This window comes from Gelidibacter algens, from assembly GCF_001678675.1.
GTDB lineage: Bacteria > Bacteroidota > Bacteroidia > Flavobacteriales > Flavobacteriaceae > Gelidibacter > Gelidibacter algens.
Genome location: NZ_LZRN01000008.1, coordinates 23,803 through 38,822, shown reverse-complemented (window position 1 = coordinate 38,822; position 15,020 = coordinate 23,803). Strand labels below are relative to the sequence as shown.

The window sequence follows — 15,020 nt, the reverse complement described above, 5'->3', positions numbered from 1 at the left end:
TTTTTTAAAATTTAACTCTTGCACCAATAGTAATAGTTGTTGCAGGTGCATAAATTGCACGCTCAGAATTTCCAACTTCTCTGATTGATGGATTAAACCCGTCTCTGGCTGTTTTTACAAAAAGATTATCCCCTGAAACCCAAAGGTTGACAGTATCTAAACCAGCTCTTTCTACAAATTTGGTTGGCAGTGTGTAACCAATCCGTGCATTGTTGAGCGCTATATAATCTGTACTAATAATAAAACGCGTTGATTGGGACGTTCCGTTCACGACAGCATTGTCTGACAAAATTGGAACATCTGTAACATCTCCAGGTTGTTGCCATCTGTTGGCAATATCTTTATGGAAATTATTACCAGCAGCTCCAAAACGATCACTCATTAACTCAGAATACTGAGCATCGTAGGCATAACCGCCTAAGCTATAAGTGAACTGTGTTGAGAAATCAAAGCTTTTAATTCTAGCTGACAATCTGAAAGCGCCTCTTAAATCTGGAATGAATGACTTCCCGATGAATACTTGAGTGGAACTTGCGTAGGTTTTGGTAACCGTTTTCTTGATATTCGTATTAGAAACTTTCTGGGTGTATTCATATAATGTACCTGATGTGTTATCATTACCACCTGATCCGTCAGAGACAACAAACGCACCTTCACCTGCGTCAAGCACGTCATTATTATTGGCATCATCATAGTATTGGTACCAAGTTGGGGCACCATCAGTAGGGTCAACTCCAGCCCATTCTCTCATGTAAAAGTCAAAGATTGAACGGCCTTCAGCAAATGCATATGCGCCATCTTCACTTGAGTTTGAATCAATAATTTTTGGCAAACCGTTACTTGCATCAATTGGCATTTTCACCATTTTGTTTTCCAAGATTTCGCCATTGATCGACAGATCTAAGCTAAAATCTTTAGATTTTAAAATATGGCCAGTTACATCGAACTCGAGTCCTGCATTTAAAATTTCACCATCATTTACCCTAATGCTTGATAAACCATTAGATGGCCCTACACGTTGGTTAAAAAACAAATTATCAGTGTTCTTTCTATAATAATCTATATTGACATCCAAGAAATTGCCTAAACTCATCTCCAAACCTCCTTGCAACATTTTTGAAGTCTCCCAGGTTAACTCTCGCGATCCTGGTGCTCTTAAATCAATGGCTAAACCACCACCAACAAAATTGGCATTAAAGGTATCAAAACCGAAATAGGTTTGAACTCCTTGCTGGTCTCCAGTAACACCATAAGACGCTTTAGCTTTTAAAAATGTAAAAATGCTGTCATCTAAGAAACTCTCTTCACTTAATATCCAAGCAGCACCTATTGAACCAAAAACTCCCCATTGATCTTCAACAAAACGCGAAGACCCATCCGTTCTTAAGGATCCCGTTAGATAATATTTTCCTGCATAGTTATAATTAAGCTGCCCAAAATAAGATTCCAAACCAGAACCATCTTCATAACCGTCAGAAAGCGCTGCGCTTTCCAAATAATTATCAAGATTATACAAACCCGGAATCACTACGTTTTGTTTAAAAGCGCGTGCTCTCGAAAATCTTTGTTCAAATGTCTCATGAGCTGCCAAGGCTTCAATCTCATGATTTCCAAAAGATTTTTTATATCTCAATAACTGTAAAAATGACATCGTATATCTCACATCATCAATAACATCAATAGTCCCATTAGAGCCTGCACCTGTACCATAAACATGGTTAGTTACAATATTACGTTGTACTGACGAGTATTGTCCACCAAATGTTGTTTCAAAAGACAAATCATCAGTAAATTTAATCTCTGCCGTCAAATTACCGTTAATTGCGTGTGTATCTCTACCATCAAAACCCAATACCGCTGAACCAATTGGATTTACCAAATTAGCATTAGGACGGTTTCTTTCAAATCCATTTGCAGTTCCAGTTGGTGAACCGTAATCATATTGAAAACCTCCATAAATAGGATCAGCAATTAATTGGGAACTATTTGGAAATCTTGCAAATACAGGATAAATTGGAGCCATTTTATCGGCAAATTCAAAAAGGTTCTCAGACCCATCAATTTGACCATTATTGGTACTTTGAGAGTATGAATACCCAATATTCGTCCCAACTTTTAACCAGTCCTTAACATCAGAGCTTAAATTTAAACGTGTAGTGTATCTCTTATAATCTGAGTTGATACTGTAGCCTCTATCATTAAGATAACCTGCAGAAAGAAAATATTTAGACTTTTCTGAACCACCTCCCATACGAACGTTAGTCTCAGTTCTATATCCTGTTCCAAAAGCCTCATCTGCATAAAGCTCTGGCGTGTATAACCTGTTTACTCCAGCTCTCAACATTCGGGTGTTTGGATCTATCAATGCGCCACCTGTAGTAGCATCCCACATATTATAACCTTCCCCAATACCATTATCAGATAACAATCTATTATTAGCAAAAGCCACAGGATCTGCATTTCCGGTAACAACACCTCTATTGTACAAACCTTCCCAAACATATCCGATATATTCATCTGGATTAGTTATGACATCATACCTCGCAATTAATTGCTGATTGATCCCAGTCTTCACATCAACCTCTACGTAGCCTTGTTCAGACGAGTTACCAGTTTTGGTTGTGATTAAGACCACACCATTAGCACCTCTTGATCCATAGATAGCAGTTGCTGTTGCATCTTTAAGTATAGTAGTTGTTTTAATGTCCGATGGATTGATAGAATTTAGCTCAAAATTTCCAGCTAACGGTATTCCGTCCACAACGTACAAAGGCGAACGACTTCCCAATGGTGAACCATATCCTCTAATTCGCACTTCAGCGACTGATCCAGGTTGTCCTGATGAATTTACTACTGAAACTCCTGAAACCTCCCCTGCTAACGCTTGGGTTACGTTCGAAAACGATTTGGCTTCAATATTTTCAGCACTAATTGTTGACGCAGTACCAGCGTATGCTTTTTTTGTTGTTGTACCATAGCCAACAATCACTACTTCTTCCAAAGCAGCAATGTCTTCTTCCAATGCAACATTAATAGTGTTGCTTGCACCTACAATCACTTCTGTAGATTTCATACTCACAAAAGAAAACGCTAGTGTTTCTCCAACACTTACATTAATGGTATAGTTACCATCAAAGTCAGTTTGGGCACCACGTGTAGTTCCTTTTACAATTACATTCACACCAGGCAACGGCAAACCATCCGTCACAGATGTAACCGTACCTGAAACAGCTTTCTCTTGTGCAAGAGAAATTTGCATCACAAACGCCATAAAAAGCGTCATTAACCATGTTAACTTTAATTTCATAAAACAATTTTTTGAGTTAGTCTTTCGCAAACATCATAATAAAATATTAAATAAACAAACATTAGTCAAAAAAAAATGTTAATACTAATTTGCGTCATTAATACTAGAAAACAACGTAAAATACTAATGCTCAATATGTATAAGATGGATAAGCTGCAAAAAGGTTGCGTTAAAATTTTAACTCTTTTGGTTTAGTCACGGAAAGTTAACTAAATGAAGACTCTCAAAATAGACGTTACTTAAAGATTTCCTGTATTTAAACAAATAAAAATGGATCTGTTGATTTCAAATCGGTGAAAATAAATTCAACCAAATTTATACCCAATTTGATTTTATAAAAATCATAAACCTATTTAAACAAAAAATCCCAGAACAGATGTTCCGGGATTTATTTTTTTCAGTAAGCCGTTTTAGCTTACCTCATATTTCAGGTTTAATTTTGATCAGATTCAGAAATAAATGGATTTGCATCAATTTCCTGTTGTGGGATTTTGAATAGCCATTCACTGTTTGTTGAAGGTTTTGCCTGCATAAATCCAGCTTGGTATAAAACCGCAGCCGCACCAGAGTTGGATTGGTCAAGACCTTCATCCCATCTGATGTGATCATGGTAGCTAAATCCTTCACCCCACAATTCAACGCGTCGTTGCCATTTGATCTCGTTCATTAAAAAAGCTTTGGTGGTATAAGCGGATTTATCAAATGCAGAATCTCTTTTCTCTCCTAATATAGCAAGCGCATTGTGAGCTCATTATTTATGAATAGAATTACATTATGTTATAATGTAGTTTTAGAATAAAAAATCCCCAAGAAAGATGTTCTTGGGGATTAAAATTGTTTTTATATACTATAAATACAAAGATTAATTTTGATTTGCAGGCCCTATATTTGGATTTGCATCGATCTCTGCTTGCGGAATTTTGAAAACCCATTTATCATTTGTAGAGGGCTTACCTTGCATAAAGCCGTCTTGGTAAAGTGTAACAGACGCTCCTGAACCACCATTGGCGGCATGGTCAATTGCTTCATCCCAACGTATTTTATCGGTGTATAAAAAGCCTTCTCCCCATAATTCTATCTTACGTTGAAATTTAATGTGCTCCATTAAGGTTGCCTTGGTGTTAAACACTGTAGCATCATAAGCGCTATCTCTTGCTTCACCTAAAGTTGACAATGCTGCTTGAGCTCCTGTAACATCATCTAACATGGCTAATGCCTCGGCTTCAATTAAATACATTTCTGAAGTACGCATGTTAATAATATCATCTGGATCTGTAGTTCCAGGGTTCTTTTGTAAAAATTTAACATGCATGTATGGATGCGTGTTTTGATTTGAAAGCCATCCATATTGATTTTGATATTCCAGTCTTTTTGCGTTAAAAACAGCACGGTCAGTATAGTTAGGGTCATTACCAAATCCACCCTGTCCATTTGATGCGGAGCTATTGGTGTTAGGTGCATCTTCCAAGAATAAATCTTTTCTGTAATCCGAATCAGGAATTTGATTGTACAATCGTTTGTCTATAATTTTAGGATTACCTCTATTTTGACTTCCAGCGAACGTATTACACATGAGGTAAAAATAAGAACGGAAAAATGTGGTCTCTGTCCCTATCACCTTACTCCCCCAAATAACTTCTGGTAGATCGACAGTATTAAATCCAGACTTATAGTCGCTTTCTCCCATTATTGGAAAGCCTTGACGTGCCAATACTGCAGCATCCGCAGCAGTTTCCCAATCTCCTTTTGAAAGTGCTATACGAGCTTTCATGCCATAAGCCATATTAATATTTAATTGAGATTTGTCATTAGAATTAGTAGTAGCCCCATCAAAATATAATATGGCATTATTAATATCTGATTCCATCTGATTATAAATCTCTTGAACAGTAGATCTTGGTGCACTCGTAAAAGGCGCTTCAGAAGCAAATAATAAAGGTACTCCAGGATCCGTAGCAGGATTTCCAATCAAATACCCCTTAGCGTAATGTGTTATCAAAGAAAAATAAGCATATGTTTTGTAAGCGTATGCTTGTGCAATAATTTCCCTTAGTCTAGCATCTTCAGGGATACTACCATCTGTAGCTTTATTGATTATTGCATTAGCACTTGCAACAATATGATAACGCTGATACCACAATTGCTCAGTTGTAAGAGACGTTTCTTGTGTATGAGATTGCCAACGTGTTTCATCTTGCCAACCCAAATTATTTGCAGGTGCCGTGTGAATCACTCCGCCTGAAAAGTTATCGTCTAACGGCGTCCAATATTGGTTACCAGATCTACTACTGTCACCTCCAGAGATTAAAGTTTGGGGTTGAGCATAAAGTAAACGATGCAATCCATTAAGTATCAGAGCCATGTTTTCTGCAGTGGCTAAAGCGTCGCTCGCCGAAATGGCATCTGTGGGTTTCGTGTCCAGATAATCCTCTGAGCACGAAGCTATAGTAAGCGAGAGGCATACTAGTAAGCTAATTTTTATTTTTCGTAACATGATATATATTTTAAGTTGTTTTAATTAGAATGAAACATTTAGTCCAACAGAGAAAATTCTGCCTGGACTATAGTCATCACCTGCAGCTGTTCCGCCTATGTTATACTGAGGGTCTAAACCTTTTCTTTCACTTTTAAGATACAAGTTCTCTCCAGACACATAAATTCTTAAATTATCCATATCAAGAGCATCTGTGAGGTTATTGTCGAAAGAGTAACCGACACTGACATTTTTTAGAGACCAAAATGAAGCATCTGTCAAAAATCTAGATGACTGAGATTGTACTAACGCTGCAGTTCCATTTTGTAATCTTGGAACATCCGTAATATCACCTGGCGCTCTCCAAGCATTTAAAATATCTGGATGGAAAGAACGTCCATAAGTACCACTATGCATCATTGCAGAGTAACCATTATCTAGGATTTCACCACCAATACCATAGGTAATCAAGAAATCTAAAGAGAAACCCTTATAACTCACACTGTTTGAGATAGAACCTAAAAAATCTGGAATAGAACTGCCGTTATAGGCTCTTTCAGTTTCTTCCCAATCATTTGTAGTTTCCTGAACCCCATTGGCATCTAATACAGGAACACTATTCCCATCTCCATCTAACTCATATAGCAAAAACAATTGATCTCCGTTAGCTGGATCTACACCGGCCGTTTGAAGCAGGTAAAAATCAAAACGAGAACGGCCAATTTCCCATCGCTTAGAACCATTTACAAAAGGAGATGGAAGATCCGTAATTTCATTTTTAAAAGTTGATCCTTGCAAGGTCAAATCCCATTTAAAATCTTGTGTATTTACGAGATGGCCCGTTAACCCAATTTCAAAACCAGAATTATACATGTCCCCAATATTGGTAGGGAACTCGTTTAAACCATTACTCAAAGCAATTGGCAAGTCGTAAAGCAGGTCAGTTGAGCTTTTCTTATAGTATTCTACAGATCCTTCCAAGAAATTATTGAAAAAAGCAAATTCCAAGGCTACATCAAAACTTTCAACGGTTTCCCATTGCAAATCAGCATTACCTATTTCATTCCATATAATCGCAGGACTGGCTGCATTAGAAGTTAAACCATACCTTGGTTGAGACAAGAAAAAATCCAGTAGATTATCATTTCCCACCTCTCCATAAGATCCTCTCAGTTTTAAGCGATCAATAAAAGATACATTTTCCATAAATTTTTCTTGATCGATTCGCCAAGATGCACCTACTGAATAAAACGTACCCCATCTCGATTGCTGGTCAAAAACCGAAGAGGCATCCCTTCTGACTGACCCACTAATATAGTATTTATTATCAAAGTTATAGTTGGCTCTTAAAAAATAACCTTCAAGGGTTTTGTTTGTAGTAGATCCTCCTAATGTTACAGGCTCAGAGAAATTGTCATATTCAAAAATACCTTCTACAACTTGAGTTATTGCGGTGCCATTATTACTTGAAAACGATCTACTAAAACTTTCATGCCCAGCGGTAATGTCTACATTATGTAAATCGCCGAAGCCCTTATTATAAGTTAAAATCTGGTTGAAATTTTCCACCTCTCTCCTAAACCTAGTCTCACCATATCGCCCAGTTGGTTGTGCATCTCCAATGATGTTATTTTCATAGCTCTTATTTATGCCCTCGTTGATATCCCTTCCATAATTCACTCTAAAGTTTAGACCATTGAAAATTTGAGCGTCTGCATAATACCTAAGACCATAGGTATTGTCTCTATTCCGTTCGTCATTTAAAAGTAGCTCTTGAAGTGCATGACGCGACTGGTTGGTTGGTCTCGTACCAATGCCGAATTCTGGATAACCTGTTCCATTATCAAATATGAGTTGTCCAGCAGCATTTCTCAACAAGTTTCCATTTTTGTCATTAACATAAACAGGATAAATTGAACCTATGTTTTTAGCGAAAGCAAAAGGGTTGGCAATACTACCTTCACCTCCATTATCCGGACCCTTAGATTCTGAAATTGTTATATTAGCGCTACCTCCCACTTTTAACCAATCATTAACATCAAAATCCGCATTTAAACGAGTTGTTAAACGATTATAATTTGATGTTATGATATAGCCCTCTTCGTCTAAATACGAAGCAGAGAAAAAGACTTTATGCTTTTCACCACCGCCAGCTACATTGACATTGTAATTGGTTCTCACACCCGACCTGTCCAGCACCTCATACCAATCTAGTGCTTGGTAAATTACACTTGCATCAGGATTTAGTCTACCATCTACTCCAACAATTTGATCATTAGGGACATTAAAAGGATTGTAACCTAACTGATTGTAAATATTAGCAGAGGCAAAAGCAGGATCTCCATTACCCGCAGTTGAATTTCTGAGCGCCTCCCACATACTTTCATAATATTGGCCTGGAGTTAAATAGTCATATTCGGGAATCGCTCTACTAGCAAAACCAGTTTGAACTGACAGATTTGTTTTTATCCCACCTTTAGTACCACTTTTTGTTGTTATTAAAACAACTCCATTAGCAGCCCTAGAACCATATAATGACGTTGATGCTGCATCTTTGAGGATTGTAAAAGATTGAATATCTTCTTGATTGATTGTGCTTAAAGCTCCTTCATATTGAACACCATCAACAATGAATAAGGGATCGGTAGAGCCATTAAGTGTACCAACGCCTCGTATCACTATATTTGGCGAAGACCCTGGTTGACCAGAAGGTGATGTAAATTGTACACCTGTCGCTCTACCTTCAATCGCTGCGATTGGTGATGTCACTGTCCTAAGTGCTAAATCCTTTTCTCCAATAACACTGGCAGAGCCCGTAAAAGCTTCTTTGGTAGTCGTACCAAATGCTACAACAACCACCTCATCTAAGGCATTGTCCAAGTTTAAGGTCATATTAATGGTATTGCTCGATCCTACAACTGCTTCTGTAGTTTTAAGACCGACGTAGGAAAACGCCAATGTTTCTCCCACACTCGCTTTAATGGTGTAGTTTCCATCAAAATCCGTCTGAACACCTCTGGTGGTCCCTTTAACAATAACATTTACTCCAGGAATTGGCAGTCCATCTGAAACCGATGTTACCATACCTGAAATAGTCTTCTCTTGTGCAAGAGATACTTGCATTACAAACGCCATACATAGCGTCATAAATCCTAGTAATTTTACTTTCATGAATGTTTATTTAAGTTAGTTATTGGCTTAATTTCTTAATAAAATCTTAATAAAACAAAATAAATGATCAAAAAGAGTTAAAAGATTAACATTTACTCATGAATCAAAGAGATTTAAATCTGTTTCATCAATAGATATTCTTATCTGACAGTTGATTATTCGTTATTCTAAAACTCTAACTTCACCCAAATTTTTTAACCCTTTGAAACTTAAACTTTCTTTTACTCTCGACCCTTTTGAATGCGGCACTGATGAAGCTGGCCGCGGGTGCCTTGCAGGTCCGGTTACGGCAGCGGCCGTTATTTTACCTCAAGACTTTAAGGATGATACCTTAAATGACTCCAAACAACTTTCTGAACTAAAACGCAATAGCCTTAAACCCATTATTGAAAAAGACGCCGTCGCTTTTGCCTTTGCTCATGTTTATCCTGAAGAAATTGACCAAATCAACATATTAAACGCATCTATCTTGGCTATGCATAAAGCTATTGCCTATTTATCACCAGCACCAACATTTATCAGTGTTGACGGCAACAGGTTTAAATCCTTTGGCAGCATTCCTCATCAAACCATTATTAAGGGAGATGCCAAGCATTTGAATATTGCAGCAGCCTCCATTTTGGCAAAAACCAATAGAGATGCGTATATGTGCCAGATCCATGAAGAATTTCCAATGTATAATTGGAAACAAAACAAGGGCTATCCCACTGCCGAGCATCGAGAAGCCATAAAAATATATGGTATAACTAAATATCACAGGAAAAGCTTTAGATTATTGCCACAACAATTCCAATTAGACTTGTAACTTTTTATATTTGCAAAAAACCCTCCATGAGAACACTTTGGTTATTGTTTACGTTTATTCTTGTTACCAGCTGCAACAATGACCCACAGGAACATTCAAAGCTCATTTCATTGGTGCCACCCAATACTTCAGTCATTGTCAAAACTACTTCTATTGAAGGTTTGAAGAACGCTTTAAAAAATAACAGTTTACTCTTACAATTTTCTGACGCCAAATCAATTCAACATCTAGACTCAAAGCTCCGTTTTCTTGATCATTTAAAACCGTCAAAGGAGGTATTGATCACCTTTGGCAAGCATTACACTGACAGCGTTCAAGTAGCCGTCATCACAAAATATCATGCCGATCTTTTCAACTTAGATTCTGTTCCCAACCACTCGGTGGAAACCTTCACGACTGACGGTAACTCTTTAACTAAAACTACTATTGACAACGCTGTTATTTATAGCATCATTAAAGACAGTATCTTTTTTGCATCCAATGACAGAGCACTTACTGAAGCTGCATTTCAGCAGAAAGAATCAAACGCTGCATTGGCTGAACTCTATCAGACTGCCGGCAATGGGAAATCATTATCCATCCTTATCAATACCAAGGCTAAATCTTTTAAACCCAATTTCTTTTTTGATCAGAATCTCAACAGCATTCAACTCACCAACTATATTCTTTTGGATGCCGAATTGACCCAGGACCAACTCAAATTTGATGGCATCACAACAGCTAAGGATTCTCTAAAAAGTCTCATCAATGTATTTAAAAACACCCTGCCTCAAGAAAATCAATTGCCAAAAATTTGTCCACCCGATGTTGACGGATTTTTAAGTTTTTCATTTCAGGATTTTAAAACATTTAACGAAAACCTCTCGACCTACAGAGCGAAAGGTTCTTTATTGGACACCGCTATTTTTGAAAGTGTTTTGGAGGCAGGCGTCATTTATAAAAACGAACAACAGGCGGTGTTTTTAAATAGCATTAACGCCTCCACCATGAGTGACTTTTTTGGTGCTCAAAATACCATCGAAACCTATAGAGACATCCCTATTTATGGGTTTGATGAACCTGATCTTTTCTCCAAAGTATTTAGTCCACTAATTAGTTATAAAAGCGCTGCAAACTACGTTAGGATTGAAGACTTTTTTGTGTTTTCAAATGATCTTGAACTTTTAAAAGATATCATTAGCAATTACCAAAACAACACTACTCTTTTTACCTCCGCTGCTTTTGAAGAAATCATGACAAACTTGAGTGATGAATCCTCAATGTTCGTGTATGCCAACGCCAATAATCTCAAAACCATCATCAACTCAAATTTCAACATAGAAAACACTATTAAGCCAGACGATTTTACCGCGTCTGCCATTCAGTTTGTTTATGAAACTGATTTTGCACATGTTCACGCCATCATCCAAAGGAACAAGAAAAAGTCCACATCAAATTCGGTTTACGAAGATTTGAACGTGACTTTGGATGCTGACTTATTGACCAATCCGCAATTTGTAAACAACCATACCAACAGCCAAATGGAAGTGGTGGTTCAGGACATTAACAACAATTTGTACCTTATTTCAAAAGATGGAAAAGTACAATGGAAAAAGCAATTGGGCAGCAGGATCTTAGGGAGGATAGAACAAATAGACAGTTATAAAAACGGGCGACTTCAATTGGCATTTGCAACCCAAAACAGGGTCTATGTTCTGGACAGAAGCGGAAAAGACGTTGGCGGCTTCCCGTTAAAATTTAGGGATCAAATTACGCAGCCGCTTGCAGTTTTTGACTATGACAAAAACCGTGATTACCGCTTGCTGGTCACTCAAGGGAAATCTGTTTTAATGTATGATAAGCGAGGGAAAACGGTTTCAGGATTTAACTATAAAAAAGCAGACAACACCATTAACACCCAACCTCAGCATTTCAGAATTGGTAAAAAGGATTATATCGTATTTGTGCAAGGCAATGAGCTTGAAATTTTAAACCGTGTTGGCAAAACGCGCGTCAATGTAAAGAATAACATAAGTTTTAGTGACAGCGGCATCTACCTTTATGATAACACGTTTACAACCACGACAGCTAAAGGTGATCTCATTCAGATTGATGAAAACGGCAAAATGTCCAGCAATAATTTGAACTTAGGAGAGAAGCATTCGATTTCCTCAACAAGCAAAACTCTTGTAACTCTTTCAGATAATATTCTGCATATTAAAACCAACAAAGTAGAACTGGATTTTGGAGACTATACGCCTCCAAAAATATTCTACAGCAACGATAAAATTTACATCTCCGTTACTGATTTGCAGGCCAAAAAAATATATCTTTTTGACAGTTTAGGGAAACTCATTGATAACTTCCCTGTGTATGGCAACTCAACTATTGATCTCGACAATATTGACAAGGAAAAAAGTCCGGAGTTTGTAACCAAAGGGGATAAAAACAGCATCATCATTTATCAAATGAACTAGCTAATTTCTGCGCTACATCACAAATCATAGTCCCATTATATTTTGAGTAATTAAGTGATGGTTTTTAATTTGATTTAAGGCAAAATTGTGTAGTATTGCAGACCTCAAAAAAGTAAAAATTCCATCATGATCAAACGCACCAAAGCCTCGCTTTCAAAAGCCATTCTCCATAAAGTTGGCAATAAATTCAACAGTACCAAAAATGCTTTTTCTGAACAGGAACTGGACTTTGATGAAATAAGTTATGATTTGATGTTACCCTATCTCTTACGTCCTTTTGGGAGTTTGGTGGAGAGTTATAGATTCAATCACCATTCCAACATCAACCTTAATGAAATCAATAGTTACGCTGCACAATTATTTGCTGATGAAAGCAACTTTGTGGAGGTCTCAAAACATATCGTTACGCATTTGTTTGAACAGAGCAATTCCGCTCAGATAAAAACGGGAGATGTCGTGGTGTGCTTGTTCAATGACATCCAGTATGAGGATTTGTTTGTAAACGCAGTCGGCATTTTTAAAATAGAAACTAGAGCTGAATTTTTTCAAACCTATTTGGAAAACAACAGTTATGACATTATTACCCAAAAGGGTATTCCCACTAAAAAGGTAGACAAAGGCTGTTTGATATTGAACACCTCAGATACGGAAGGTAATATCATCTTGAGTGTTGACAACAATTCTTACGACACCCAATATTGGATCAAGCACTTTTTGAACATTAAATATCCTGATGATCACAACCAACACACCAAAAATTATATTGAACTCTGTAAAGATTTCTCGGAAGATATTTTAAAACCTAGTTTCGGACTTCAGCAAAAAAGCACATTTTTGGCCAAAACCATTGACTTCTTCAAGGAAAATGAGGTCATCAACGTTGAAAATTTTAAGGATGATGTTTTTGATGATGACACTTACAAAGATCTTTTTGATGATTATAAAAAAGGATTTGAAACAGATCATGCCTTGGTTATCCGCAACCAATTTGATGTTTCTGAAAGCGTCTTGAAAAAGGAGAAACAGAAGATCAAAACGGAGATCAAACTCGATACTAATATTCAGATCAAGCTAGATGTTGACGCTCCTGACGCTTCCGCAGAATATTTAGAGCGTGGTTATGATGAGGCTAGGAAAATGCATTATTACAAAGTGTTTTTCAATGAAGAAGGATAGAACGATTTTCGATTGTTGATTGTTGATTGTTGATTGTTGATTGTTGATTGTTGATTGTTGATAAATCAGAATTACCATTTAGAGTTGGAGGCTTCTCGATTAAAAAACACTTCCCGCAGATCTCGCAGAGAGACGCAGAATGCATTTCCGCAAATCTGCGCTATCTGCGGGAGATAAATATTCCTAGCATCGATGTTTTACTCAAATTCTGACACCTCACAAAGAATTTTAATCGATGGAATCGAAGAGATGACTTAATCTCTAATGTTTCCTTTAATATCATCAATCTCAGCATGTCGGTGCGCAAATTTGTGAATTTGGATGAGATTGTGAAGATAGAAAGCTTCAAAAACTGTCCATAAGCCCGCAATAAACAAAGGAATTATATATAACAGTAGCCTAAATGCATTTTGTCTTACAGGCAAAATATACATGAGGTACACCAAGTAAAAAGAAATCAAGATATAGACAATTCCGAAGGCAATATCCAACAACCAGAACAACGGGTCTATTTTTGGCAGATCTGCTTTCTTTTTGAGCAGTTTATAAAACATTTTTGTTTTGAAATGGAACATAAAGCTGCACAAACCCAGGGCTGTCATGCCAATAGGAATCCACATGGTATTTTCAAATTCTGGTTTCTCAAATAGCAAGAAATAAGAAATTAAGCCACCTGGAAAAAGCGCCAAGGGCACTATTAAAACCAGTAAGATTATTTTTTGAATGTGGCCCATATGTATAACACACTTTATTAATGGTATGCTTCGGCTTCAAAGAGATTCAGAAAATGTTTTAATAATTTGGCTTTCACTTCAGCTTCGTCAACGTTTTCAACGCCCAACTCCACATTTAAGGTCGTAACGGCTTTCCCCATGATGCCACACGGAACAATGTTGTCAAAATAGCCCAAATCAGCATTAACATTCAGCGCAAATCCATGCATGGTCACCCAGCGGCTAGCACGCACACCCATGGCACAAATTTTTCGGGCAAAAGGCGTCCCCACATCCAACCAAACGCCAGTTTCTCCTGGGCTTCGTTCGGTTTTAAGACCATATTCCGCTAAGGTTAAAATAACCATCTCTTCCAATAAGCGTAAGTATTTATGAATGTCTGTGAAAAAATTTTCGAGATCAAGAATTGGATAACCCACAATTTGTCCAGGTCCGTGATACGTGATATCTCCCCCTCTATTAATTTTGTAAAACGTAGCCCCTTTTTGGATAAGCTGTTCTTCATTCAATAAAAGATTTGAAAAATCGCCACTTTTGCCAAGTGTATACACATGTGGATGCTCTACAAACAACAGATAATTGGAGGTTTCCAAGTTGGTTTCTTCTCTTCTGTTCTTGATTTTTGTGCTCAAAACTGATTGGAACAACCCCTCCTGATAATCCCATGTTGCTTTATAATCTTTGTGGCCTAAATCTTGAATTTCAACAGTTTTATTCATAGACTACAAAATTAAACTATTTTGGATGGATGGGTGAGGATGAGGGAGAACTATTTCACAGTGTACCACAGAGGAACACGGAGTTACACGGAGGAAATGTTTATTGGGACGGATGAGGGGTGACGGGTGAAGGGTGACGGGTGAAGGGTGAGGGGTGAATGGTGCAGATTGATGACTGA

Annotated in this window: 9 protein-coding genes; 3 read left to right on the top strand and 6 right to left on the bottom strand. The window is 37.4% G+C overall.

The features are described 5' to 3' along the window. Positions 1-4: 4 nt before the first annotated feature. The 4 genes from A9996_RS05425 to A9996_RS05410 all read right to left on the bottom strand — a co-directional run bounded on the left by A9996_RS05425 (position 5) and on the right by A9996_RS05410 (position 8,951). Positions 5-3,307 (bottom strand): SusC/RagA family TonB-linked outer membrane protein, encoded by a 3,303-nt coding sequence (locus A9996_RS05425; protein WP_066431989.1) that lies wholly within the window; start codon positions 3,305-3,307, stop codon positions 5-7. A gap of 433 nt (positions 3,308-3,740) precedes the next feature. After that, complete coding sequence (locus A9996_RS05420) at positions 3,741-4,037, bottom strand: RagB/SusD family nutrient uptake outer membrane protein (protein ID WP_317047114.1); 297 nt, start codon at positions 4,035-4,037, stop codon at positions 3,741-3,743. Positions 4,038-4,169: 132 nt separating this feature from the next. After that, on the bottom strand, positions 4,170-5,801 hold the full coding sequence (locus A9996_RS05415; protein WP_066431980.1) for a RagB/SusD family nutrient uptake outer membrane protein: 1,632 nt from the start codon (positions 5,799-5,801) through the stop codon (positions 4,170-4,172). 24 nt (positions 5,802-5,825) lie between these two features. Beyond that, the gene (locus A9996_RS05410) at positions 5,826-8,951 is read right to left on the bottom strand and encodes a SusC/RagA family TonB-linked outer membrane protein (protein WP_066431977.1); all 3,126 of its coding nucleotides are present in this window, start codon (positions 8,949-8,951) and stop codon (positions 5,826-5,828) included. Between the two features lie 202 nt (positions 8,952-9,153). On the opposite strand from A9996_RS05410, the gene A9996_RS05405 reads away from it, so the two are divergent. From A9996_RS05405 to A9996_RS05395, 3 genes are all read left to right on the top strand, one after another. Further along, complete coding sequence (locus A9996_RS05405; RefSeq protein ID WP_066432201.1) at positions 9,154-9,756, top strand: ribonuclease HII; 603 nt, start codon at positions 9,154-9,156, stop codon at positions 9,754-9,756. Positions 9,757-9,782: 26 nt separating this feature from the next. Continuing rightward, positions 9,783-12,212: a ribonuclease HII gene (locus A9996_RS05400; RefSeq protein ID WP_066431975.1), complete on the top strand. Its 2,430-nt coding sequence runs from the start codon at positions 9,783-9,785 to the stop codon at positions 12,210-12,212. A 126-nt stretch (positions 12,213-12,338) separates the two neighbouring features. After that, positions 12,339-13,388, top strand: coding sequence for a nucleoid-associated protein (locus A9996_RS05395; protein ID WP_066431973.1), 1,050 nt, complete (start codon positions 12,339-12,341; stop codon positions 13,386-13,388). 254 nt (positions 13,389-13,642) lie between these two features. Here the strand turns inward: A9996_RS05395 and A9996_RS05390 are convergent, their stop codons facing one another. Next, positions 13,643-14,122, bottom strand: a complete 480-nt coding sequence (locus A9996_RS05390; protein WP_066431971.1) for a hypothetical protein — start codon at positions 14,120-14,122, stop codon at positions 13,643-13,645. Positions 14,123-14,139: 17 nt separating this feature from the next. Continuing rightward, positions 14,140-14,841 carry a lipoyl(octanoyl) transferase LipB gene (gene lipB, locus A9996_RS05385; RefSeq protein ID WP_066431969.1) on the bottom strand — a complete coding sequence of 234 codons (702 nt, stop codon included), beginning with the start codon at positions 14,839-14,841 and terminating at the stop codon, positions 14,140-14,142. Positions 14,842-15,020: the final 179 nt, after the last annotated feature.

Bases quoted from the DNA above. Each gene is read 5' to 3' on its own strand.
- A9996_RS05425 (WP_066431989.1), bottom strand. From the start codon at position 3,307: ATGAAATTAAAGTTAACATGGTTAATGACGCTTTTTATGGCGTTTGTG.
- A9996_RS05415 (WP_066431980.1), bottom strand. From the start codon at position 5,801: ATGTTACGAAAAATAAAAATTAGCTTACTAGTATGCCTCTCGCTTACT.
- A9996_RS05410 (WP_066431977.1), bottom strand. From the start codon at position 8,951: ATGAAAGTAAAATTACTAGGATTTATGACGCTATGTATGGCGTTTGTA.
- A9996_RS05400 (WP_066431975.1), top strand. From the start codon at position 9,783: ATGAGAACACTTTGGTTATTGTTTACGTTTATTCTTGTTACCAGCTGC.
- A9996_RS05395 (WP_066431973.1), top strand. From the start codon at position 12,339: ATGATCAAACGCACCAAAGCCTCGCTTTCAAAAGCCATTCTCCATAAA.
- A9996_RS05390 (WP_066431971.1), bottom strand. From the start codon at position 14,122: ATGGGCCACATTCAAAAAATAATCTTACTGGTTTTAATAGTGCCCTTG.
- lipB (WP_066431969.1), bottom strand. From the start codon at position 14,841: ATGAATAAAACTGTTGAAATTCAAGATTTAGGCCACAAAGATTATAAA.